The 21,611-nt window shown below is 65.8% G+C and carries 21 protein-coding genes; 10 read left to right on the top strand and 11 right to left on the bottom strand.

The annotated features are described in order from the left end of the window. Nucleotides 1–43: 43 nt before the first annotated feature. From acs (NATOC_RS05405) to NATOC_RS05380, 6 genes are all read right to left on the bottom strand, one after another. A complete protein-coding gene (gene acs / locus NATOC_RS05405; RefSeq protein ID WP_015320417.1) occupies nucleotides 44–2,017 on the bottom strand; it encodes an acetate--CoA ligase in 1,974 nt (657 codons plus the stop codon). A gap of 262 nt (nucleotides 2,018–2,279) precedes the next feature. Continuing rightward, a complete protein-coding gene (locus NATOC_RS05400) occupies nucleotides 2,280–4,526 on the bottom strand; it encodes a bacterio-opsin activator domain-containing protein (RefSeq protein ID WP_015320416.1) in 2,247 nt (748 codons plus the stop codon). Nucleotides 4,527–4,654: 128 nt separating this feature from the next. Next, nucleotides 4,655–6,631: an acetate--CoA ligase gene (gene acs / locus NATOC_RS05395; protein WP_015320415.1), complete on the bottom strand. Its 1,977-nt coding sequence runs from the start codon at nucleotides 6,629–6,631 to the stop codon at nucleotides 4,655–4,657. Nucleotides 6,632–6,703: 72 nt separating this feature from the next. Beyond that, nucleotides 6,704–7,192 (bottom strand): universal stress protein, encoded by a 489-nt coding sequence (locus NATOC_RS05390; protein ID WP_015320414.1) that lies wholly within the window; start codon nucleotides 7,190–7,192, stop codon nucleotides 6,704–6,706. Between the two features lie 420 nt (nucleotides 7,193–7,612). Then, complete coding sequence (locus NATOC_RS05385; protein ID WP_015320413.1) at nucleotides 7,613–8,074, bottom strand: MaoC family dehydratase; 462 nt, start codon at nucleotides 8,072–8,074, stop codon at nucleotides 7,613–7,615. Nucleotides 8,075–8,145: 71 nt separating this feature from the next. Then, nucleotides 8,146–8,784, bottom strand: coding sequence for a helix-turn-helix domain-containing protein (locus NATOC_RS05380; protein ID WP_015320412.1), 639 nt, complete (start codon nucleotides 8,782–8,784; stop codon nucleotides 8,146–8,148). A 96-nt stretch (nucleotides 8,785–8,880) separates the two neighbouring features. On the opposite strand from NATOC_RS05380, the gene paaA reads away from it, so the two are divergent. From paaA to NATOC_RS05345, 8 genes are all read left to right on the top strand, one after another. Next, nucleotides 8,881–9,822: a 1,2-phenylacetyl-CoA epoxidase subunit PaaA gene (gene paaA / locus NATOC_RS05375; protein WP_015320411.1), complete on the top strand. Its 942-nt coding sequence runs from the start codon at nucleotides 8,881–8,883 to the stop codon at nucleotides 9,820–9,822. A 2-nt stretch (nucleotides 9,823–9,824) separates the two neighbouring features. Beyond that, nucleotides 9,825–10,142, top strand: coding sequence for a 1,2-phenylacetyl-CoA epoxidase subunit PaaB (paaB, locus tag NATOC_RS05370; protein WP_015320410.1), 318 nt, complete (start codon nucleotides 9,825–9,827; stop codon nucleotides 10,140–10,142). Continuing rightward, entirely contained in the window at nucleotides 10,142–10,996 is an 855-nt protein-coding gene (paaC, locus tag NATOC_RS05365; RefSeq protein ID WP_015320409.1) for a 1,2-phenylacetyl-CoA epoxidase subunit PaaC, read from the top strand. Before paaB ends, paaC begins: the two co-directional genes overlap by 1 nt. Then, a complete protein-coding gene (gene paaD / locus NATOC_RS05360) occupies nucleotides 10,993–11,412 on the top strand; it encodes a 1,2-phenylacetyl-CoA epoxidase subunit PaaD (protein WP_015320408.1) in 420 nt (139 codons plus the stop codon). Before paaC ends, paaD begins: the two co-directional genes overlap by 4 nt. Then, entirely contained in the window at nucleotides 11,409–11,579 is a 171-nt protein-coding gene (paaE, locus tag NATOC_RS22235) for a 1,2-phenylacetyl-CoA epoxidase subunit PaaE (RefSeq protein ID WP_015320407.1), read from the top strand. The genes paaD and paaE overlap by 4 nt, the downstream gene beginning before the upstream one ends. Nucleotides 11,580–11,691: 112 nt before the next feature. Beyond that, nucleotides 11,692–12,975 (top strand): phenylacetate--CoA ligase PaaK, encoded by a 1,284-nt coding sequence (gene paaK, locus NATOC_RS05355; RefSeq protein ID WP_015320406.1) that lies wholly within the window; start codon nucleotides 11,692–11,694, stop codon nucleotides 12,973–12,975. A 144-nt stretch (nucleotides 12,976–13,119) separates the two neighbouring features. Next, the gene (locus NATOC_RS05350; protein ID WP_015320405.1) at nucleotides 13,120–14,361 is read left to right on the top strand and encodes an RNA-guided endonuclease InsQ/TnpB family protein; all 1,242 of its coding nucleotides are present in this window, start codon (nucleotides 13,120–13,122) and stop codon (nucleotides 14,359–14,361) included. 67 nt (nucleotides 14,362–14,428) lie between these two features. Beyond that, nucleotides 14,429–14,860, top strand: coding sequence for a PaaI family thioesterase (locus NATOC_RS05345; RefSeq protein WP_015320404.1), 432 nt, complete (start codon nucleotides 14,429–14,431; stop codon nucleotides 14,858–14,860). Nucleotides 14,861–14,880: 20 nt separating this feature from the next. On the opposite strand, the gene NATOC_RS05340 is transcribed toward NATOC_RS05345, so the two are convergent. Further along, the gene (locus NATOC_RS05340) at nucleotides 14,881–15,888 is read right to left on the bottom strand and encodes an LLM class flavin-dependent oxidoreductase (RefSeq protein WP_015320403.1); all 1,008 of its coding nucleotides are present in this window, start codon (nucleotides 15,886–15,888) and stop codon (nucleotides 14,881–14,883) included. A 157-nt stretch (nucleotides 15,889–16,045) separates the two neighbouring features. After that, the gene (locus NATOC_RS05335) at nucleotides 16,046–17,320 is read right to left on the bottom strand and encodes a M24 family metallopeptidase (protein ID WP_015320402.1); all 1,275 of its coding nucleotides are present in this window, start codon (nucleotides 17,318–17,320) and stop codon (nucleotides 16,046–16,048) included. A gap of 89 nt (nucleotides 17,321–17,409) precedes the next feature. Between NATOC_RS05335 and NATOC_RS05330 the strand changes: the two genes are divergently transcribed. Continuing rightward, a complete protein-coding gene (locus NATOC_RS05330; RefSeq protein WP_049888660.1) occupies nucleotides 17,410–17,613 on the top strand; it encodes a hypothetical protein in 204 nt (67 codons plus the stop codon). Between the two features lie 64 nt (nucleotides 17,614–17,677). Here NATOC_RS05330 and NATOC_RS05325 read toward each other — a convergent pair whose 3' ends face one another. From NATOC_RS05325 to NATOC_RS05315, 3 genes are read right to left on the bottom strand one after another with little or no spacing between them, the layout of a single operon-like run. Next, nucleotides 17,678–18,643, bottom strand: a complete 966-nt coding sequence (locus tag NATOC_RS05325) for an NAD-dependent epimerase/dehydratase family protein (protein WP_015320400.1) — start codon at nucleotides 18,641–18,643, stop codon at nucleotides 17,678–17,680. A 45-nt stretch (nucleotides 18,644–18,688) separates the two neighbouring features. Next, nucleotides 18,689–20,383 carry a thiamine pyrophosphate-binding protein gene (locus tag NATOC_RS05320; protein ID WP_015320399.1) on the bottom strand — a complete coding sequence of 565 codons (1,695 nt, stop codon included), beginning with the start codon at nucleotides 20,381–20,383 and terminating at the stop codon, nucleotides 18,689–18,691. Further along, nucleotides 20,380–20,700 (bottom strand): EthD family reductase, encoded by a 321-nt coding sequence (locus NATOC_RS05315; RefSeq protein ID WP_015320398.1) that lies wholly within the window; start codon nucleotides 20,698–20,700, stop codon nucleotides 20,380–20,382. The genes NATOC_RS05320 and NATOC_RS05315 overlap by 4 nt, the downstream gene beginning before the upstream one ends. Before the next feature lie 188 nt (nucleotides 20,701–20,888). On the opposite strand from NATOC_RS05315, the gene NATOC_RS05310 reads away from it, so the two are divergent. After that, entirely contained in the window at nucleotides 20,889–21,611 is a 723-nt protein-coding gene (locus NATOC_RS05310) for an EthD domain-containing protein (RefSeq protein ID WP_015320397.1), read from the top strand.

Genomic DNA, 21,611 nt, shown 5'->3' with positions numbered 1-21,611 from the left:
CATTCTGGTGGTTGGTAGTCGATTACGAAAGGAAGGGACAGGACTACTCGTCCTGTACCTGCGCTGCGATCTCGTCGACGACTTCGGGGTTCCGGAGCGTCGACGTGTTACCGAGTTCGTTGCCGCTGGCGATATCCTCGAGCAGGCGACGCATGATCTTCCCCGAGCGGGTCTTGGGGAGCTCGGGCGTGAACACGACGTCCTCCGGCTTTGCGATCGGACCGATGGCGTCGACGACGCCCTCGACGATCTCCTCGGCGAGTTCGTCGTCGCCCTCGTAGCCGTCTTCGGTGATGACGTAGGCGTAGACGGCTTCGCCTTTCACCTCGTGGTCGCCGCCGACGACCGCGGCCTCGGCGACGCCCTCGACGCCGACGATCGCACTCTCGATCTCCATCGTTCCCAGCCGGTGACCGGAGACGTTGATCACGTCGTCGACCCGACCGAGGACGGTGATGTAGTCGTCCTCGTCGATCTTCGCGCCGTCCTCGGGGAAGTACACCCACTCGTCGGCGTCGGGGTCGGAGTACTCCTCCCAGTACTCCTCGATGAACCGCTCGTCGTTCTGGTAGAGCGTCCGGAGCATGCCGGGCCACGGCTTCTGGACGGTGAGGTAGCCGGCCTCGCCGGCGTCGACCTCCTCGCCCTGCGCGTCGACGATCCGCGTGTCGACGCCGGGGAGACCCGGGCCGGCGGAGCCGGGCTTCATCTCGTTGACGCCCGGCAGCGTGGTGATCATGTGCCCGCCGGTTTCGGTCTGCCACCAGGTGTCGACGATCGGGCACTCCTCGCCCCCGATGTGTTTGTAGTACCACTTCCAGGCGCGGGGGTTGATCGGTTCGCCGACGGTCCCGAGCAGGCGCAGCGAGGAGAGATCGTGTTTCTCCGGGTACTCCTTGCCCCACTTCATGAACGCGCGGATGGCCGTCGGCGCGGTGTAGAAGACGTCGACCTCGTTTTTCTCGACGATCTCCCAGAACCGGTCCTTGTCCGGGTAGTCGGGAGTGCCCTCGTACATCACCGTCGTCGTCCCCAGCGCGAGGGGACCGTAGACGATGTAGGAGTGGCCCGTGATCCAGCCGATGTCGGCCGAACACCAGTAGGTGTCGCCGGGCTCGAGATCGAGGACGGCCTGGGAAGTCCAGGCCGTGTAGGCGAGATAACCCGCGGTCGTGTGCTTGACCCCCTTGGGCTGGCCCGTCGTCCCCGAGGTGTACATCAGGAACAGCATGTCCTCGGCGTCGCGGGTTACCGGCTCGACGGTCTCGCCGCGGTTCTCGTCGACCAGCTCCTCGTAGTCGTGCTGGCCGTCCGCGAGGGAGTGATCGAGGTCGTCGCCGAGCCGGTCGACGACGATCGTCGCCGTCTCGTGCTCGACGTCCTCGAGACCCTCGTTGGTTTTGGAGAGATGATCGAGGCTGTCGCCGCGCCGGTAGTAGCCGTCGGCGGTGATCAGGTACTCGCTGTCGGACGAATTCATCCGCGTCGCGAGCGCGTCCGCGGAGAAGCCGGCGAACACCACCGAGTGGGGTGCGCCGATCCGGGCACAGGCGAGCATCGCGACCGTCAGCTCCGGGATCATCGGCATGTACAGCGTGACGACGTCGTCCTCCTCGACGCCGAGCTCCCGGAGCGTCGCGGCGACGGCCTGGACCTCCTCGAGGAGTTCCTCGTAGGTGTAGGAACGGGTCTCGCCGAGTTCACCCTCCCACTCGACGGCGGTTCTGTCGCCGTCGCCCGATTCGACGTGTCTGTCGATGCAGTTGTACGAGGCGTTGAGCTCCCCGCCCGTGAACCACTCGTAGAACGGTGCGCCCCCCTCGTCGAGAACGGTGTCGTACTCCTGCTCCCAGGAGAGCAGATCGGCAGCACCCTCCCAACACTCCGGCCAGTTCTCCTCGAACTCCTCGTAGATCCCCTCGTCTGTTACGTTCGCCTGCTCGACGAACGATTCGGGCGGCTCGAAGGTATCCTGCTCCTCGAGCCGTGCCTCCAGACTGACGTCGTCCTGTGACATGGTACAACCACTCAGTGTACAACAGCCATAGTAAAGCCCGCCTCTAGTTGTACAAAACGACCCCCGAACACAGGGGGTTCAGTGACAGGCAGCCAACTGATCGACGGGGGTATCGGACAGAAATAGCGGCGGTCAGCGGTCCCGATTCGGGCGCGCGACGGGGGAATCGTCGCCGGGACGGTCCACGAAGCCGACGGAGGGCTAAAGACCTAGGTCGGCGTCGTGGATCCGTTCGTCGATCGTCGACCGCGGTCGCTCGCGGCTACTCGTCGGCCGTCGGGTCGTCGAAGAAGGTCCGTAACAGCTCGTGTTGACCCTTCCGGAGGTGGCTGTGCAGCGTCGGCGAGGAGACGCCCATCGCGTCGGCGATCTCCTCGGCAGTGCTCTCCCGGGGCCAGTCGTAGTACCCGCCGGAGTAGGCGGCCCGCAGGGCGGCCTCCTGGCGGTCGGTCAGTCGCTCCTCTAACCCCTCCCGGAACTCGCGTCCGGTCTGGACCGGCCGTTCGGTCTCGCGTTTGCCGGCCAGCTCGCAGTCGGGAAACGCCGAGCGCAGCCCGGCGACGATCGTCCTGATGTCGGCGTCGGCCGCACACTCGGCGACGATCGTCGCGGTCCCCTCCTCGAAGCGGGCCTCGCGGACGGTGACGCCGTACTCGGTCAACGTCAGCGTCGGCGAGGAGCCCTCGACGACGAACTCGAGCCGGCAGGCGTCCTCGTAGGTCTCGATGAGCCGACAGTCGTCGATCCCCGGATCGGTCTCCGCGCGCTCGAAGACATCGGCCGGCGACGCTCCCTCCAGTCGGACGTAGTACAGCTGCGTCGAGTCCGACAGCGGCACCAGCGAGTCCAGTTCGACGCGACAGTCGAGTCGACGGCTCGTCTCGACGAAAAAGGAGTCCTCGTCCCGGCAGACGAACTCGAGTTCGACTACCCGATCCGACAGCAGGAGGTTTCGGCGCCGAATCGCGGCGATCGCGTATCCGACCTGCCGACCGATCGTCCCGAGCCAGGCTCGCTCGCGCTCGTCGAACGCGGCCGCGCGCTCGGTCGCGACCGCCAGCCGTCCGTACACCGTGTCGCCGTACCAGATCGGGACGGCCGCGACACGACCCGCGAAGGCGTCCCCGTCGCCGATCGTCGCCTCGATTCCGGTCGCGACCGAGACCGTTCGTGGCCCCGCCGATTCGGGGGTTCCGGCCTCCGGATCCTCGAGCTCCGACCCGATCGCGCCGTAGTCGTCGTCCGGACGACGACCGGGTGCCGCCGCCCCCGGCTCGTTCCACCCCTCGGGAACGAGCCGATCGACCTGCTCGGCCTCGAGCCCGCTTGCCGTTCGCCACCCGCCGTGGCGGTCCGAGTGGGTCGTCCGATCGATCCAGGCGGCGTCGTAGGTCCGACCGTCCGCGAGGACGGAACAGGTCGCGGTCTCGACTTCCTCGTGGCTGGTCGCCTCGAGCAACGCGTCCGTCAGCGCCCGGTGGCGGGCGGCGACGTTGTGGACCCGCTCGAGGTCCTCGCGGACCGAGCGAGCCTCCTCGAGCCGTTCCTGGTACCGGGAGACGTCACAGACCAGCAGTGCGAACCCCTGGAGGCGGTGTCGCTCGTCGCGCAGCGGCGTGACGAGCTCGAGTGCGCGAAATCGGCTTCCGCCCTCGCGGACGAGCCAGCAGTCGCCCTCGTAGCCGCCGTCCTCGAGCGCCCGGGTCAGCGTCTGATCGGGCTGCCCCCGTTCGACCGCCTCGTCGGCGTACAGCGCCGAGACGTGGGTGCCGACGATCTCGCCGGCGCGGTAGCCAAACGTCGACTCGGCGCTGCGGTTCCACCGGTCGACGTAGCCGTCGGGATCGAGACGAACCAGTCCGCAGCGGTCGCTTGCCGCGAGCAAGGATCGAACGACGCTGCCGTCGCTGACCGCGCGCTCGCCGCCCGATCGCGTCCCCGGTCCGGCCTCGACCGTAGCGAACTCCTCGACGATCTCCTCGTCGGTCGGACTCGAGAGGTAGGGTTCGAGGGCCTCGAAGCTGCTCCAGCCGCCGACGCGTTTGACGACCAGCGGGTTGATCCCGTGGTCGGTCAGCGCGGTCTCGAGGAAGTATCGCCGGAGATCCTCCGTCGAGACCGACTCGAGGACGGGGTCGTCGAACCGCTCGCTCGCGCGTTCGGCGACCTCGGCGACGAGCATCTGGAGCCGTCGAGCCGAGACCGAGAACACGGACTCGTCGCTCGAGATCCCGTTGCTCCGGGCGTACCGCCGCAGCTCCCGCTCGATCTCGGTCGGCAGGTACGCGACCCGCGACTCCGGGAGGCGAAGCAGGTAGCGAGGCGGATCGGTTCGTACCTGATCGATGGCGGCGAGGGTCACCGACGCGAGATCGGTCGGCCGGAGCCCGACCTCGCCACAACAGCGGACGACAAGCGCCTCCCGGTAGGTCTCGGCGGCGTCGAGAAGCGACTCGTACTCCTCGCGGGAGAGCGTGGCGGACGCGGATTCGGGCTCCTCGAGACTCACGCTTCGAGTGTTTTGGGTGAGCGAAAATAACTGTATCGGGATCGGTCGGATAGTCGACGGCTACTCGGTCTTGATCCAGCCTAGCTGCACTGAGGTGCGTTTCGCGATTCTCGTGATCGCGAACCGTACTACTCGGTCTGGATCTCGGTCTGGATCTCGCCGACGATCTCGGGGTTTCGCAGCGCGCTCGTATCGCCCAGCTGGTCGCCGTTCGCGACGTCCTCGAGCAGGCGGCGCATGATCTTGCCCGACCGGGTCTTGGGAAGCTCCGGCGTGAACACCACGGAGGCGGGGGTAGCGATAGGGCCGATCGAGGACTCGACACCCTCGACGATCCGCTCGCGGAGGGTGGCGTCAGGCTCGCAGTCGGCCTCGGTGCTGACGTAGGCGTAGATCTCGGTGCCGCCGCCCTCACCCGAGCGCCCGACGACCGCGGCCTCGACGACGCCGTCGACGCCGGTGATCGCACTCTCGATCTCCATCGTGCTCAGCCGGCGCCCGGAGACGTTGATCACGTCGTCGACCCGACCGAGGACGGTGATGTAGCCGTCCTCGTCGATCGTCGCCGCGTCGCCGCTGAAGTACCACCAGCGACCGTCGTCGGGATCGGAGAACTGGCTCCAGTACTCGGAGCGAAAGCGGTCGTCGCCGTCGTAGAGGGTGCGGGCCATCCCGGGCCACGGTCGAGCGATCGTGAGATACCCCGTCTCGCCGGGATCGACGTCCTCGCCGTCGGCGTCGACGACCCTGGCGTCGATCCCCGGCAGGCCGGGGCCGGCGGAGCCGGGTTTCATCGCGTCGACGCCCGGTAACGTAGAGACCGTGATCGCGCCCGTCTCGGTCTGCCACCAGGTGTCGACGATTGGTGCGTCCCCGCCGCCGATATGCTCGCGGTACCAGCGCCACGGCCGGGCGCTGATCGCCTCGCCGACGGTTCCGAGTAGGCGCAGCGAGGAGAGATCGTGGCGCTCGGGGTACTCCTCGCCCCACTTCATGAACGCCCGGATCGCGGTCGGCGCGGTGTAGAAGACGTCGACCGCGTTCTTCTCGACGATCTCCCAGAGCCGATCCCGATCGGGGTAGTCGGGGGTGCCCTCGTACATCACCGTCGTCGTCCCCAGCGCGAGGGGGCCGTAGACGATGTAGGAGTGACCCGTGATCCAGCCGATGTCGGCCGCACACCAGTAGGTGTCCTCGGGTTTGATGTCGAGCACCGCCCGCGAGCTCCAGGCGACGTGTGCGAGGTAGCCGCCCGTCGTGTGGACGACGCCTTTCGGCTCGCCCGTGGTACCCGAGGTGTACATCAGAAACAGCATATCCTCGGCGTTACGGGTCACCGGCTCGACGGTCTCGCCGGCGTGGGCTGTGACCAGTTCGTCGTAGTCGTACTCCCGCTCGCCGAGGACGTGCGGGAGGTCGTCGCCGAGCCGATCGACGACGACGGTCTCGACGTCCTGGTCGAGCGAGATCAGGGCGTTGTCGACCTTGCTCTTCTGGTTGAAGGCGTCACCGCGGCGATAGTAGCCGTCACAGGTCACCAGATACTCGCTGTCGGCCGCGTCCATCCGGGTCGCCAGCGCGTCCGCGGACAGCCCCGCAAAGACCACCGAGTGGGGCGCGCCGATCCGCGCGCAGGCCAACATCGCGATCGGTAGCTCCGGGATCATCGGCAGATACAGCGTGACGATATCGTTCTCCTCGACACCGAGATCCAACAGCGTCGCCGCGAACTCGTTTACCGCCGTTGCCAGATCCTGGTAGGTGTAGGTCTCGCGCTCGCCGCGTTTTCCCTCCCACCGGATCGCCGCGTGGGTCTTCCGGCCCGCCTCGAGGTGTCGATCCAGACAGTTGTACGAGGCATTGAGCCGACCGCCCGAGAACCACTCGTAAAACGGGGCGTCGTCGTCTACGAGGACGTCGTCGTACGGTCGTTCCCAGGAGAGCAGGTCGGCCGCCCGCTCCCAGCAGTCGGGCCACTCCTCCTCGAACGCCTCGTAGACGGCCTCGTCCGTGACGTTCGCCTGTTCGACGAACGACGCGGGCGGGTCGTGGGATGGTCCCGCCGGCACCGACGCGTCGGCGTCCCACCCGTTGCGGTCGACCATGTCTTGGTTGACCCGAGGTCGTTCAAGCGAATAAACGTTCCTCCGATCGGCAGGCGGAGTCGGGACGGAACGCTACGACCGCACGGAGTCGACGTCCTCGACGTCGCCGGCCTCGGACTCGGAGTGGCGGACGACGTAGACGTCGTAGCGGTGGTCGTTGGCGACGGGACTGCCGACGCTGGACTGTGGCGAGATCACCGAGCCGGCGTTCTCCGATCCGATGAAGACGACGCTGGCGCCGAGCTCGCCGGCGAACCGTCTGATCTCCCGAACCACGTTCGTCGTCGCCGTCGCCGTCGGCTCGTCGGAGGTGACGCGCTCGACACGGAACGTCGCCTCCGGCGCGACGTCCTCGACGCGTCGTTGCATCCCCGAGGCGATTGCCTCGGGATCGAACGGCTCTCCCTCGCTGATCCAGCCTCTGTCGCGGGCGTAGTCCTCGTCGTCGGGGATCACGGTCAGGGCGACGAGTTCCTCCTCGAGGAGGTCGCCGAACGTCGAGGCGCGCTCGAGGGCCTTGCGGGCTAGCACCGAACCGTCGAACGGAACGAGCAGTGACATTACGCCTACCCACACTGAGAGCGACAGTAAATGTTCGGTCTCGAACAACCGATCGAAACGACGGTGTCGTCCGGGCCGGCCGGGGACGAAGCCGCCGAATCGCGGTGTCGCTTTACCAATCGGATAGGTTATGCTTTCGGATAAGTACCAGTTAACAGATCACTCTGTAGAGTTTTCCAGTTCGTCACAGAGATCTCCGTCGAAGCCACGCCAGACTCCCACAGACAGACAGATACCGAGTTCGGCGCCAGTGATTTGCCTCGGATACGGCTGGATCCGGACCGCCGGGTACAACGCTAACTGGTCTGGTATGCCGGGAGTTCGATCTACCGATGGCAAAACAGTCTGACTGTCGCATCTCGAATGGTTGGTATGAAATAGTAGCAGAGAAATCTTCGATCCCGATCGAGACCGCCGCGATCACTCGGCGGTTTTGATGAGGAATTTCATGTCGCCCTGGAAGACGACGGTGTCGTCCTGGTTCGTCATCTCCGTGTCGAGGACGACCAGTCCGGCGTCGTCGCGGCTGGCGGTGTCCTCGACCTCGGTGACCTCGATCTCCAGCGAGAGCGTATCGCCGATGTAGACCGGGTTCGGCAGATCCATGTAGTTCATCCCGAGGAAGGCGAAGGCGGTCCGTTCGACGATCCCGGTCCGGTAGACGAACCCGGTCGCCTGAACGAACGTCATCGGTCCGTGGGCGATCCGCTCGCCGAAGGGGCTGTCCTCGGCGTACTCCTTGTTGGTGTGGAGTTCCGTCCAGTCTCCCGCGAGCGCCGAGTGCATGACGAAGTCGGCTTCCGTTACCGTGCGGCCGACGCTCTCGAAGGTCTGGCCTTCCTCGAAGTCCTCGAAGTAGTGCGGTTCGTAGCTGTAGGCCATACGATACTCATCAAAACCGTATCATAAATAAGTTACCGCGAGAATCGCCGGTCGAAACGGAAAGCAACCGTTTACCCGAACATCTGTTCGAACAGCGCCGCCTCGGCTCGACGGAGCCGCTCGAGAAACGCCGACTTGCTGATCCCGAGCTCGGCGGCGACCGCCTCAGAACTGGTCCGTCGCGGAATCTCGAAGTAGCCCGCTTCGAGGGCCGTCCGGAGACACTCCTCCTGGGCCGGCGTGAGCTCCCACCGCTGACCGGGCGACTCCGTGACCTCCGACTCGAGGGGAAAGACCCGCTCGAGTTTGACGCCGACGGTCTCGCCCGCCGCCTCCATGACGCCTTTCAGTACGTCGCGCCCGACGACGGTCCCGAAGATCCGCGCCTCCCCCTCGCGGTATCGCAGGGTCTCGACGATGAGACCGCCGTCGATCAGCCGTCGGACGACGCAGGGCTGTTTCGAGAGACACCGGTACCGGGAGCGACCGTCAGTCCGGGAGACGTACAGGTGCGAGATCCGATCGTCCTCGTCCAGGTGCGTCGTGAGCCGGTCCGTCCTCGTCGAGCGAAACTGCAGGAGATCGTAGCCGTCGCTGCGCCGTTGGGGCGCCCGGGCGTCGATCTCGACGCCGACGTCACGACTCGCCTCCGCGAGCGGGCAGTCGTCGTTTCGAACCCGAAACTCCACGGCGAGACAGTCGTCGATCATGCGAGACTGTGACATGATTAACTCGTGCCTTATTTAAAACCCCGTTATGTAGCGGTCAACTGCTAAGGGTAGAACTATCGTTCTTTATAATGAACTATGGATCTTGACGCAGTCAAAGCACGCGCGGGGCCACGGGAGTTCAGCCCCGCGGACGACCTTCCGCGGGAGTATCGGGAGGCAGCAACGCGGATGATCGAGTTCCACGCCAACAGTGAGATCATGGGCGCGTACCTCGAGCGCCCGTTCATCCGACAGGCGCCGAGTATCGACCGGAAGCTGGCGTTCTCGGCGAAGGTCCAGGACGAGATCGGTCACGCCCAGCTACTGTACCGCGCCGCGGAGTCACTGGGCGTCAAGAGCCGCGACGAGATGATCGACGACCTCGCGAACGGGGACGGGAAGTTCCTCAACTGCTTCCATTACCCGCTGAAGAGCTGGGTCGAGATACCGATGATCTCGTTTTTCGTCGACGGGGCGGCGATGCGCCGGCAGGCGACGCTTCGCCGAACCAGCTGGGAGCCCTACGCTCACGCGATGGACAAGGTCTGCTTCGAGGAGGGATTTCACGTCAAGCACGGCGAGGACATCCTTCGCGAACTCATGACCGGGTCGCGCGCCGAACAGCGACGGACCCAGGAGGCGTTCGAGGAGTGGTGGCCCCGCATCATCCAGTTCTTCGGGCCGACCGACGACAAGAGCACCCACCACGACTTCGCCGCCTCGGTCGGGCTCAAACAGCAGTCCAACGACGAACTCCGGGACGCCTTCCTCGACCAGTACATCCCGAAGGCCCGGAAGTACGGCCTCGAGATCCCCGACGAGCCACGCATCCGCGAGCGCGAGGACGGCACCTACGCGGTCGAGGAGAACGACCTCGACTGGGACGAGTTCTTCACGATCGCGAAGAACGACTACGAGCCCGGTCTCGGGCAGATCAACGGTCGCAAACGCGCCCAGGAGGCCGTTCAGTGGGTTCGTGACACGATCGAGGACGACGCCACAGCCGCCGGCGGAACGGCGCCGCAGGCGGCCGACTGACCATGATCTGGGAAGTGTTCCGCCAGGAGAAAGCTGGCAACTACCACACCCACTGTGGGAACGTTCACGCGCCCGACCGGGAGATGGCAACGCAGTTCGCCGCGATCCAGCACGGCCGCCGGAAACCGACGAACAGCCTCTGGGTCGTCCCCAAAGAGGAGATCGGCGAAATCGACACCGAGGACGTCGCCTTCGGCGGAACGACCGACAAGAGCTACCGGTGGGCGACGGCCTACAACACCAGCGGGAAGGACGCCCGCGAGGTCGTCGAGAGCGAGGACGAACAGGCGACCGCCGAGCGACAGCGGGGTGACGACTGATGGCGGCGCTGGACCCCGGGAAGCTCGACGCCCGCGAGCGCAACGCCCTCGAGACGCTGCTGAAGCGGCTCGCGGACGACGAGTTCGTGCTGGCCGAGCGCTACACCGAGTGGCAGGTCCGCGCGCCGACCCTCGAGTCGGATCTCGCGCTGGCGAACAACGCCCAGGACGAACTGGGCCACGCGCGGCTGTGGTACGACGTGCTGGAGGATCTGGGCTTCGAGGAACAGGCGCTGATCTACGAGCGCGATCCCGCCGATTTCCGCCACGCGACGCTCGTCGAGCGCCCCTTCGAGGAGGGGGACTGGGCCGACGCCGTGCTCCGATCGTACCTCTACGACGCCGCCGAAAAGCTCCGGCTCGAGGCGCTGGAGGACTCGGCGTACCCGAAAATCGCCGACCGGGTCGGCAAGATCCGAAGCGAGGAGGAGTACCACCTCGAACACGCCCAGAACTGGGTCGAGCGGCTCGCCGACGGCGACGAGGGTCACGAGCGCCTGCAGGACGCCCTCGATCGGCTGTTCCCGTACGCGTTGACGCTGTTCGAACCGGTCGACCCCGACGTCGAGGACGACATCGTCGAGCTGGGGCTACGGGACGCGACCCTCGAGGAGCTGGGCGAGGAGTGGCTCTCGATCGTGGTGCCCTCCCTCGAGTCCCTCGACCTCGAACCCCCGGTCAGCGCGCAGGTCGACGACGACACGTTCGAGATCACCGAAGACATGCTCCCCGAGGAGCGCGGCCGGGATGGGGGGCACACCGACGCGTGGTTCGACCTCCACGACGAACTCACCCACACGTACCGCGACCTTGGACGCAGCGAGACCACCAAAATCATGGACAAACCAGAATGAGCAGCGAGATTCCGGATCCGGACGCGGACGCGACGCCGTGTGCGTACACGGAGTACCGAGAGGGCGAGGGCGCCGAGGAACTGCCGGCAACCGGCGAGGACGCAACGGGCGTCGAGGCCGACGTCTGGGAGGCCCTCTACGGGATCGAGGATCCCGAGATGCCGATCAGCGTCGTCGACCTCGGGCTGATCTACGGCGTGACCGTCGAGGACGGATATGCGCTCGTCGACATGACGCTGACCTACTCGGGCTGTCCGGCCAGAAACATGCTCACCGAGCAGGTCCAGGAGACGGCGGCCGACGTCGAGGACGTCGACGACGCCGAGGTGCGGCTCGTCTGGAGCCCCGAGTGGACGATCGAGATGGTGACCGAGCAGGGGAAAGACGATCTCCGGGAGTTCGGACTGAGCATATGAGACGGAGCCGGGACCCGAGTGTCACGACCGGCGGCGAGGACGCGGGCGCGGAGTGTCCGTACTGCGAGTCGACGGACACCGTCCGCGAACACCCGAAGGGGCCGTCGCTCTGTCGGTCGATGCACTACTGCAACGCCTGCGAGCAACCGTTCGAGAAGTTCGAGTAGCGAGCGGCCGTTCGTTTTCCGCTCCGCAGCCGTCGACGTGTGAGCGTCCACGCTCGTCGACGACCGGGAGCCAAGAGCTTTGGTATTCGGTGTCGTGGACTCGGGACGAGCCATGGCAGGGACCACCGAGCGCGCCGCCCGCGAGGAGCGCCGTGAGCTGCAGGCCGAGCGGCTCAACGAGACCGTCGCCCACGCCTACGAGAACGTCCCCTTCTACCGCGAACGGCTGGACGAGGCCGGAATCTCGCCCGAGGACGTACAGTCAGTCGAGGACATCGAGCTGTTGCCGTTCACGACGAAGGAGAACTTCCGCGACGAGTACCCCGACGGCCTCTTCGCCGTGGACGACGACGAGCTCCTGCGTATCCACGCCTCGTCGGGCACGACGGGCAAACCCAAGATCGTCGGCTACACCGAACGCGACCTTGAGCTGTGGGACGAGGTGATGGCCCGTTCGATGGCCGCGGCGGGGATCGACTCGAGCGATACCGTCCAGAACGCCTACGGCTACGGCCTTTTCACCGGTGGCCTGGGGTTCCACGCCGGGGCCGAGGAGCTCGGCGCGACGGTGATCCCGTCGGGAAGCGGGAACACCCGGCGACAGGTCGAACTCGCCCGCGACCTCGGGAGCGACGTCCTCGCCTGCACGCCGTCGTACGCGCTGTACTTCGCCGAGACCGCCCACGAGATGGGCGTCGATCCCCGCGAGCTGCCGCTCTCGACGGTGCTGTACGGCGCCGAACCCTGTACCGAACCGATGCGCGCGGAACTCGAGGAGCGGCTCGGCGCGGTCGGGATCGAGAACTACGGCCTCTCGGAGCTGATCGGCCCCGGCGTCGCCGTCGAGTGTCGCGAGGCCCAGAACGGGATGCACGTCTGGGAGGACCACTTCTACCCCGAGGTGATCGATCCGAAGACGGGCGAGACGCTCCCGGAGGGAGCGGAGGGAGAACTGGTACTGACCTCGCTGTCGAAGGAAGCGCTCCCCGTGTTGCGCTACCGAACCGGTGATCTCACCTCGCTCACTACCGACGAGTGTGGCTGTGGCCGAACGACGGCCCGAATGGACAGCGTTACGGGCCGGGCCGACGACCAGTTCGTCGTCCGGGGGGTCAGCCTGTATCCGAGCCAGATCGAGGACGTCGTCCTCGAGTTCGACGCGGTGGCGCCGTACTACCGGATCGATCTCTCCCGCGAGGACGAACTGGATCGGATGGCGCTGACCGTCGAGCTGACGACGGGGTTCGACGGCGACCGGGAGTCGCTCCGGGAGGCAGTCCTCGACCGGCTGACGAACGTCCTCTCCATCCGACCCGACGTCCTCGAGCTGGTCGAGCACGATACGATCGAGCGGACGGAGGTGGGGAAGGTCAAGCGCGTCTACGATCACCGCTGACGCGCTCGCGCCGGAAATCGGAGCGGCCTGTTACTTTTATATTGGTCACCGAGGCGAATACCCCGACCCACCGTGGTCGGGGATGAAGCCGACAACTCGTGACACAATCCATTAAGTAAACATATCTCTACCCAACAGACAGCGATGGAATACAGTCACCGCTACCGCGCCTACCCGACACAAGAGGTAGCGGAGCGACTGGAACACCATCTCGACGTTCATCGCCAACTCTACAACCACGTCCGCTGGGACTACCAGAACAGCCCACAGGACGACAAACCGAGTGAATACGACCAGAACAACAAGCTTCCCGAGTGGAAGCAAAAGTGGTCACTATTCGGTGAACTACACTCGAAGGCCGCGCAAGCCACCGTCGCACGCTTCCACCACAACCTCACCGTCCTCAGCGAACTCAAAGAGAAGGGATACACCGTCGGTCGGCTCAAGCGGCAAGCACCCAGCGAGTACCGAAGCGTGACGTACAACCAGTCTGGTTTCGACCTCGATGAAAAGAGGGGCCACGACAACTACGCTTACGTCCGCTTCAGCAAAATCGGGTGGGTGAAAATCCGGTATTCCCGTCCGATTCCCGACCACGCCACCATCAAAGAAGTCTCGTTCAAAAAGGAGACGACCGGCGAGTGGTTCGTCTCGTTCGGGTTGGAAACCGACGAAGCTGGCCTACCGGAGAAACCCGACGGTGACTCGCTGGACGCGAGTAACAGCGTCGGAATTGACCTCGGCATCCAGAACTACGTCCACACCAGCGATGGCAAGACCGTGGATTGGCTCGATCTTGAAGACGACTACGAGCGATTGCGCCGCGAACAACGCAAGTTGTCTCGCAAGGAGAAGGGGTCAAACAACTACGAGAAGCACCGCCGAGAAGTGGCGAAGGTCAAGCGTCACATCAAGCGGAAAGTGCTGGACTACCAGCACAAGAGTACGACGTGGCTCGTCAAAGAGTACGATGCCGTGTTCGTGGAAGACCTCAACGTCGCTGGAATGCTTCAAGAGGATGGGAACGCTCGGAACAAGCAGGACGCGGCGTGGCGACAGTTCATTACCCTCCTTGACTACAAGGCCGACCTGTACGGGACGCACGTCGTAGAGGTCGAAGCACGAGGCACCACCAAAGAATGTGCATCGTGCGGTGTGGAGACAGCGAAGCCCATCTGGATTCGTGAACACTCCTGTCCGAGTTGTGGATTCGAGACGGACAGGGACGCGAACGCGGCGATGAACGTCCTCAAGCGCGGCTTTGCTGAGTTAGGACTGGGATGGCCCGAAGAAACGCCTGTGGAGACTGTGACCGCTACGGACGCCGATGACTTTCGAGAGGTCTCTGCAAGTCACGTCATCGAAACAGGAAGCCTGCCCTCGTGAGAGCAGGATTCCCCGCGCCACCGTGCGCGGGGTAACATTCAATGGGATTCGTACGGCACCGTGTTGCATGGATATCGAAGCGTTCTTCGAGGGGATGCCCTTTGCGTCCCTGCTGGGAATCGAGCTCACGGAGTGTGCCGACGGTCGCGCCGAGGGACGCCTCGAGATGCGCGAGGAGCTCTCCTGGAACGACGAGGAGTTGATGGCTCACGGCGGCGTCACGTTCACGCTGGCCGACACCGTCGGCGGCGCGGCGCTGGTCTCGCTGGTCGACCAGCCCGTCCCGACGATCGATATGCGCATCGACTACCTCAGCGCGGGGACCGGCGATCTCTACGCCGAGGCCGACGTGGTGCGCTGTGGGGGCGACGTCGGGACCGTCGACGTCGAGGTCTACGCGGCGGAAGACGACAGCGAGACTCCGAGAGAGTCCCGTGAAGACGGCGAAGCCGTCGGAACGCTGATCGCGGACGCCCGCGGCGTGTACAAGACAGGATAACGCCGTTTCCTGCAGTCGGGCTATCGCAGCTCCGGCGCGACCTCCTCGCCGAGACGGTGGACGCAGTCGACCGTCGCCTCGGTCTCGACGCCGGGGTAGTACGTCCGGAGAATGAAGTGAACGTCGTCGCCGAGCGCCTCGCGGTAGGTCTCGAGCTCGTCGCGGACCTGCTCGGGCGTGCCGAAGATCGCCTGCTCCTTCAGTTCCTGTTTGCGCTTCTCGTCGAGTTCGTCGACCGAGTCGCCCGAGAAGATCTCCGCGTACCGCCGTTGAAGGTAGAAGTAGCCGTCGCGCATCGTCTCCCAGGCGTCCTTGCGGGAGTCGCCGACCCAGCCGTGCTGGAGGACGTAGATCGTGAACTCGCCCGAGGCGTCCTCCTCGTTCCGGACCCGACGGACGTCCTCGACGCGCTTCCGGACGTCCGCGACCGATAGCGCAGAGGGAGCACACCAGCCGTCCGCGATCCGGGCCGCGCGACGGACCGCGGGTTTGGCCGCGCCGCCGAGCATAACCGGGACGTCCCCGTCGACGGGGTTCGGTGTGATCGAGACGTCGGTCGACACGTCGTGGAAGTCGGCGTCGTACTCGAGTGAGCCGTCGCTCCAGGCGCCCCGCAGGAACGACAGCAGGTCCTCGAGGCGCTCGGCGCGTTCCTCGCGCGGAACGCCGAAGACGTCGAACTCCCGCGGGTTCGATCCGATGGCGAGCCCGAGCGTGAGCCGCCCGTCCGAGAGGAGATCGACCGTCGCCGCGTCCTCGGCGAGTCGGATCGGATCGTACAGCGGCCCGAGCGCGACGCAGCTGCCGATCTCGAGCTCCTCGCTCTCGGCGGCCATCGCCCCCAGCGTCGGCATCGTTCCCGAGAGGTAGCCGTCCGCCTCGAAGTGGTGTTCGGACACCCACGCGCTGTCCAGTCCCGCGTCCTCGATCTCGCGGGTCAGCCCCAGGAGCTCGTCATACAGCGCGCTGGGCTCGCGGTCGTCGTCGGGCCGCTGCTGGGCGGTGAACAGGCCGGTCCCGAGTTTCATACTCACCGTATCACCGGGACTCGGCATAACTGTTGGCGAACCAGCTAGTGATGGGACTCCGGTTCGATGTGAGTCACTCTACCGCCGTTGAGCGAGTTGTCGAAACGAGCGACGCATGCTACCTCGAGTACAGAGGCCGGCAGACGTTACAGCGCGTTCAGTAGTCGATAACAGTGATCTCCTCGACGGGCCACTGGCTCAGGATCTCGACGCCGTCCGATCGGACGACGACCATCTCCTCGACGCGGACGCCCTGCCGACCGGCAGGCTCCTGGGTCTCGACGGCCATCGTCATCCCCTCCTCGATCTCGATTGGATGGTCGGGGGAGAGTCCTCGCCAGATCAGCGGCACCTCGTACAGCTGTAGACCGAGCCCGTGGGCCCAGTGGTTGGTCGTCAGCTGCCAGTGTTCGTCGGCGTCGTAGTAGTCGGCATGCTCGCCCTCCATGTCCGGGAATCCCTGCGCAATCTCGTCGGTCGTTGCGCCGGGTTCGATCCGTTCGAGGACGTCGTAGAGGTTATCTCGAGCGGTCTCGTAGGCCTCCCGCTGTTCCTGGGTGGGCTCGCCCATCGAGAACGTGCGGTAGTAACACGACCGGTAGCCCAGGTAGCCGATATTGTAAAAATCGGCGTAGACGAGGTCGCCGGGTCGGATCGCCCGATCGGTGGTGTTGGCCTGGTGTTTCGGCCAAGTGTTCGGCCCCGAGGTAAGATAGCCGCCGCCGACGAACGCGCCGTGGCGCCAGAGTTCCTGCACGGCGTCGCCCCAGACCTCGTTCTCGCGCTTTCCCGGCCTTGCGGACTCTGTGATCCGTTGGAAGCCGGCCTCGCAGATCGCCGCGACCTGTCGCAGACACTCGATCTCCTCGTCGGTCTTGATCTTCCGGGCGTCTTCCATCACCGACTGGGCCGTTCCGTGGTCGGTCTCGACCCCGCGGTCCTCGAAGGCCTCGAGCAGTCTCCGGTTGCCGACGTCGATCCCCAATTTCTCGTCGGCAACGCCGTACTCCTCCATGGCCTCGTGGACCGTTTCGGCCATCGTCGACAACAGGAACTGCCGGGCGGAGGGACTGCCCGAAGCCCGCGGGACGTTGCCGAGACCGGGGCAGGCGTACCGGATGTCGTGGAGCCAGGGGCAGTTCGCCCGCTGGTTGCTCGCGTGGTCGGCGGTATCCCAGTGGACGATATCGCCGTCCTCGGTCAGCAGCGTGTAGTGGTCCGCGCCGCTCCCGCCGGTCATCGCCAGCCCGGTCACGTACCGGATGTTCGGATCCGAGAGAAGCAACATCGCGCCGAGGTCGGTCTCCTGCAGCCGGGCGAGCGCCCGCTCCCTGCGCTCCTCGCGCAGCCGCTGGGTATTGATCCGCTCCTCCCAGTCGACGGCCTGGGTTCCCAGCGTCCCCTGCATGTAATCGCGCTCATGGAACGTCATGGGGTGACATATCAGTGCAATCCACTAAACCGTACCGCTGGCGGGTGTCGACGCCATAGTATAAGAGCGTCGACGGCATGTGCTATCGCATGCCAGTTCCCGGCTACGATCCGGAAGACGTCGACGACACCCTCGAAGCACTCCTCGAGGACGAAGAGATCGAAACCTACCTGAGCGACTCGGAGCTCGCCTCCTACCGAGCCGGCGAGGAGAGCCTGGTCGATCTCCTCGAGGGCGAAGAGATCCACGGGATCCTCGAGCGCAAGGACGCGCCGATCGACGTCCCGGACTGAGTTCGACCGCTGATCCGGCTCGAAAGGAGCGGACGATCAGTGTCCGGTCGCTCGACCCGAGCGACTACACCGACTCGAGCCCCGCCTCCTCGCGAAGCACGTTGACGTACTTCCGGAAGCCCGACTCGAGGTCGTACTCGGGCTCGTAGCCGAGATCCTCCCGTGCCTTCGTCATGTCGAGGTTCTGTGTCCAGGGAAGTTCGCCGTCGTCGGAAACCTCGACCTCGGCGTCGGACACGATCGATTCGACGGTTTCGGCGGCCTCACGGACCGTCGCCAGCACGCCGCGGACGTTGTAGACGCGCTGGGTGAGCTCCGACTCCGGGGTAAAGACCGCCTTCCGGAACGCCTGGGCGATATCCTCGACGTGTTGCCAGTCGATCGCCTGGTCGCCGTACTCGACGCTGTAGGACTCACCGAGCGCGGGTTTCTCGATAATGTTCGCGAGAAAGGCCGATCCACCGGTTTCGCGGTAGGGCCCGTAGGCGACCGTCGGCCGGAGCGCGACGTGGTCGAGTCCGTACTCCTCGTGGTAGACCCGTGCCTGGTGTTCGTTGTACTCCTTGGTCGCCCCGTAGAGCGTCTCCGGATAGAGGAGCTCGTCCTCGTCGACCCACTCGGCGTCGTAGTTATGCGGCGGGGCGTACGCCGCCGCCGAGGACGCCCAGGCGACGCGCTCGACCTGGTCGTCGAGGACGCGGGCGGCCTCGAGGACGGTGTTCGTCCCCATAATGTTCACCTCGGCCGCGGCCCGCGGGTGCTCCCGGGCGGTCGTCGTCAGCAACGCGGCGAGGTGGATGACGTGGGTCGCCCCCGTCTCCTTGACCGCACGAATCATGTCGGTCGGTTCGGAGACGTCGCCGCGTCGCACCGCGACCTCGTCGGCGACGCCGAGTTTCTCGAGGATCTCCGTCTCCGTCGAGCGGTCGTAGGCCACGACGTCGCGGTCGTGTTCGAGCAGCTCCTGTACCACGTAGGAACCGATGAAGCCGGTGCCGCCGGTTACCAGTACCGTTGTGTCGTCGTTCATGTGTTCGTGGTATGTCGATCGTTCACGTATAAGTTCGCGGTGAGATTACTCGTGGAGCCCCCCGACCGACTCGTAGAACGAGGACGAAAGCGTCTCCGCCATCTCCTCCTCGCGGTCGATTCGCACGTCGAGGACGTGGGGGACGTCCGCCGCCTTCCCCTCGGCGAGCGCGTCGGCGAACTCGTCGGGAGCGGTCACGCGAGTTCCGACCGCGCCGAACGCCTCGGCGACGGCCACGAAGTCCGTGTCGTGGAACTCGACGCCGGCGATCTCGTCCTCGCCCTGCATCTGGCGGACCATCCCGAGGCTGGTGTCGTTCAGGACGACGAACATCGGTGCAACGCCGTACTCGGCGGCCGTCTCGACGCTGTTCATCGTCATCGAGAACCCCCCATCGCCCGCAACGGCGATCACGTCCTTCTCGGTGGCAAGCGCCGCGGCCACTGCCGCCGGGTTCGCCCACCCCATCCCGCCGACGCCGCCGCTGCCGAAGTAGGTGCGAACCGCGGGCGTCTGGAGGTAGTACAGCAGCCAGAACCGGTTGTTGCCGGAGTCTGCCGTGACAACGGTGTCCTCGTCGACGACGGCCTGGATTTCCGTCGCTGCGCGCTGGGGCTTGATCGGCGCCGCGTCGTCCTCGCATTCGGGTGCGGTGAACCACTCCCGGGCCTGGGCCGCTCGCTCGAGCGCCCAGCCGTTCTCGGCGCCGCCGGCCTCGGCGAGCGCCGTGAGGCTCGCTTTCGCGTCGCCGATCAGTCCCACATCCGCGGGGTAGACCCAGCCGGCGTTGCGGGCGTCGACGTCGGCGTGGACGATCGTCTGCTCCCCCGGACGAATAAAGTCGGGCGCCTGCCAGTTGGTGTCCATCGGGTTCAGTCGGCAGCCGACCACGAGCAACGCGTCGGCCTCGCTGACGACCCGGTTGGCACCCTCGTGGCCGAACGAGCCCATGACGCCCGCGGCGCGGTCGTCGGTCTCCGGGTACGTCGACTTCCCCAGGTAGGAGGTGACGACGGCGCAGTCGTAGGCGTCGGCGGCCGCGGCGAGTTCGTCGTAGGCTCGGGCGGCGTGGACCCCGTTGCCCGCGACGATTACCGGTCGGTCGGCGTCCTCGAACGCTTCAGCCGCCGAGGCCACGTCTGTCGCGGTCGGCGCGGCGTCCCAGCTCCGGACCTGTTCGCTCGCCTCCCACGCGGGCGGGGTCGGGTCGTCGGGCACCGCGTCGGTGATCGCGTCCCCGTCCAGCACGACCGCCGTGGGACCGGGACGGCCCGCGACGGCGTGTTTGAACGCGAGCTGGACGCTTCGCAGCGTCTCGGTCGGCGTCCGGGGGAACCACCACTCCTTGCTGACGCCGTCGAGGATCTTCGGGAGACTGAACCCCCCGTAATCCCCGCGGGCCTGCTGGTACGGCGCCAGCGTCGAGTACTCGCCCCGTTCGGAGGCCTCGGTGAGCACGACCATCGGCGAGGAGCCGAGGCGGGCCTCCAGCTGGCCCATCAGCCCCAGACTGCCGATCCACGGTCCCTGCCCCGTGAGTACTCCCGGATTCCCGGTGAGTCGGCCGTAGGTCTCGGCCATGACGCTGGCCTCGCGCTCGTCGCGGGGTCGGACGAGGTCGATCTCCGAGTCCGGGACGTGTTCGAGCAGCTCGATCGCGCGCCCGCCGGGGTAGCCGAAGACGTACTCGACCTCGAGCGCTTCGAGGGTCTCGACGATCGCGGCGGCGGTGGTCGTCATCTCTCGTCGACGTGAACCGTCTCCTCGACGATCATGCGCTCGCCGGCGTCGAAATCGATGTAGTCGGCTGCGTCGGCCATGACTGCCTGGCCCGTCTCGGAGTCGAAGGCGTCCTCGAGCGCTGCCATATCGTCGAAAGCCAGTTCGAGGACGCCGTCGTACGCGACGGCCTCGGGGTTCGTCGGAACGGACGTGCTGTAGCGTTTCAGTCCGGGCAGGTCGCGCGCGAGGTCGGCGTGGTCGCCCTGCCACCACTCGACGAACTCCTCGTGATCGTACTCGTCTCTGCGAACCAGAAACTCGACCTGTTTGATCATGCAGCCGTACCGTCGTGATCCCTCGACTTCGTTCTATCGGTGCGGTACGGTCTCGTACCCCACAAATCTCATCCGTAGGTGGGAGAGCTACGGTCGAGATACCGTTCGTAGCCGACAGATGGTCCCATCAGTGGGAAACGGTCACTCCCCTCATGCTTTATTTGTCTGTGCGGAGAACCGTCGTTCCGATGTACAAACACGTCGCCCTCCTCGTCCGGAAGGAGGGGATGAGCCACGAGGAGTTCGTCGACTACTGGCAGACCGAACACACCCCGATCGCCCGCGGGATCGAGGGCGTCGTTCGCTACCAGCAGGTGCTGCCGACCGACCCCGAAAACGCCGAGTTCGACGGGCTTGCCGAACTCTACTTCGAGGACGTCGAGAAACTGTACGACGCGCTGGGCAGCGAGGGGTCGCGGGACTACGATCCCGAGAAGGGGACGGCCAGGGAAGCCCGCGAGGACGTCGAACACTTCCTCGCCATCGACGAGCGACCCCGGATCATCGGCGAGGAGACCGTCCAGAAGGACGAGGTCGACGGCGACACGGACGGGCTCTACAAACACTCCGCCTTCCTCGTCCGGAAGGAGGGGATGAGCCACGAGGAGTTCGTCGACTACTGGCAGACCGAACACACCCCGATCGCCCGCGAGATCGACGGCGTCGTGAAGTACAACACGGTCGCCCCGACCGATCCCGAAAGCGCCGAGTTCGACGGCGTCGCCGAGCTCTACTTCGAGGACGTCGAGAAACTGTACGACGCGCTTGGCAGCGAAGGGTCGCGGGACTACAACCCAGAGAAGGGGACGGCCAGGGAAGCCCGCGAGGACGTCGACAATTTCCTCGCGATCGGCGAGCGCCCCCGGTTCATCGGGCGGGAACGACTCGTCAAGCGCGAGGACGAGCGCTGA

Origin of the sequence: Natronococcus occultus SP4, from assembly GCF_000328685.1 — an archaeon.
GTDB classification, from domain to species: domain Archaea; phylum Halobacteriota; class Halobacteria; order Halobacteriales; family Natrialbaceae; genus Natronococcus; species Natronococcus occultus.
The sequence above is the reverse complement of the archived record's forward strand: the minus strand, read 5'-3'. Positions and strand labels throughout refer to the sequence as shown.

Coding starts and splice junctions, on each gene's coding strand:
- acs (WP_015320417.1), bottom strand. CDS start 2,017: ATGTCACAGGACGACGTCAGTCTGGAGGCACGGCTCGAGGAGCAGGAT.
- acs (WP_015320415.1), bottom strand. CDS start 6,631: ATGGTCGACCGCAACGGGTGGGACGCCGACGCGTCGGTGCCGGCGGGA.
- NATOC_RS05390 (WP_015320414.1), bottom strand. CDS start 7,192: ATGTCACTGCTCGTTCCGTTCGACGGTTCGGTGCTAGCCCGCAAGGCC.
- NATOC_RS05385 (WP_015320413.1), bottom strand. CDS start 8,074: ATGGCCTACAGCTACGAACCGCACTACTTCGAGGACTTCGAGGAAGGC.
- NATOC_RS05380 (WP_015320412.1), bottom strand. CDS start 8,784: ATGATCGACGACTGTCTCGCCGTGGAGTTTCGGGTTCGAAACGACGAC.
- paaA (WP_015320411.1), top strand. CDS start 8,881: ATGGATCTTGACGCAGTCAAAGCACGCGCGGGGCCACGGGAGTTCAGC.
- paaB (WP_015320410.1), top strand. CDS start 9,825: ATGATCTGGGAAGTGTTCCGCCAGGAGAAAGCTGGCAACTACCACACC.
- paaC (WP_015320409.1), top strand. CDS start 10,142: ATGGCGGCGCTGGACCCCGGGAAGCTCGACGCCCGCGAGCGCAACGCC.
- paaD (WP_015320408.1), top strand. CDS start 10,993: ATGAGCAGCGAGATTCCGGATCCGGACGCGGACGCGACGCCGTGTGCG.
- paaE (WP_015320407.1), top strand. CDS start 11,409: ATGAGACGGAGCCGGGACCCGAGTGTCACGACCGGCGGCGAGGACGCG.
- paaK (WP_015320406.1), top strand. CDS start 11,692: ATGGCAGGGACCACCGAGCGCGCCGCCCGCGAGGAGCGCCGTGAGCTG.
- NATOC_RS05350 (WP_015320405.1), top strand. CDS start 13,120: ATGGAATACAGTCACCGCTACCGCGCCTACCCGACACAAGAGGTAGCG.
- NATOC_RS05345 (WP_015320404.1), top strand. CDS start 14,429: ATGGATATCGAAGCGTTCTTCGAGGGGATGCCCTTTGCGTCCCTGCTG.
- NATOC_RS05340 (WP_015320403.1), bottom strand. CDS start 15,888: ATGAAACTCGGGACCGGCCTGTTCACCGCCCAGCAGCGGCCCGACGAC.
- NATOC_RS05335 (WP_015320402.1), bottom strand. CDS start 17,320: ATGACGTTCCATGAGCGCGATTACATGCAGGGGACGCTGGGAACCCAG.
- NATOC_RS05330 (WP_049888660.1), top strand. CDS start 17,410: ATGCCAGTTCCCGGCTACGATCCGGAAGACGTCGACGACACCCTCGAA.
- NATOC_RS05325 (WP_015320400.1), bottom strand. CDS start 18,643: ATGAACGACGACACAACGGTACTGGTAACCGGCGGCACCGGCTTCATC.
- NATOC_RS05320 (WP_015320399.1), bottom strand. CDS start 20,383: ATGACGACCACCGCCGCCGCGATCGTCGAGACCCTCGAAGCGCTCGAG.
- NATOC_RS05315 (WP_015320398.1), bottom strand. CDS start 20,700: ATGATCAAACAGGTCGAGTTTCTGGTTCGCAGAGACGAGTACGATCAC.
- NATOC_RS05310 (WP_015320397.1), top strand. CDS start 20,889: ATGTACAAACACGTCGCCCTCCTCGTCCGGAAGGAGGGGATGAGCCAC.